General features: G+C 36.4%; 1 protein-coding gene. It reads right to left on the bottom strand.

The window, feature by feature from the left end; translation table 11 throughout:
* On the bottom strand, positions 1-217 hold a 217-nt coding region (locus tag M901_RS15150; protein WP_034722580.1), incomplete at both ends, for a tetratricopeptide repeat protein.

The following is a 217-nucleotide window of genomic DNA, read 5'->3' as shown; positions in this document are numbered from 1 at the left end:
ATACTCAGGCATATCTCTATTTAGAGTTCTTTCTAGTTTATCAACAGTATTTCTTAGGTCTTCATTTTCTGGACAAAGAGTCAGGGCTACTTCGAATTCGGCCATGGCCTTTTCGTAGTTTTGCGCCATCATATAAGCTCTACCAGCATTAATATAAGGATACTCCTTATTCTGATACTTTGGTGCTTTCTTTGCTAATTCAAACCATTTGATTGAT

The organism is Bacteriovorax sp. DB6_IX (genome assembly GCF_000447775.1).
GTDB lineage: Bacteria > Bdellovibrionota > Bacteriovoracia > Bacteriovoracales > Bacteriovoracaceae > Halobacteriovorax_A.
This window is presented reverse-complemented; position numbering and strand designations above follow the sequence as displayed.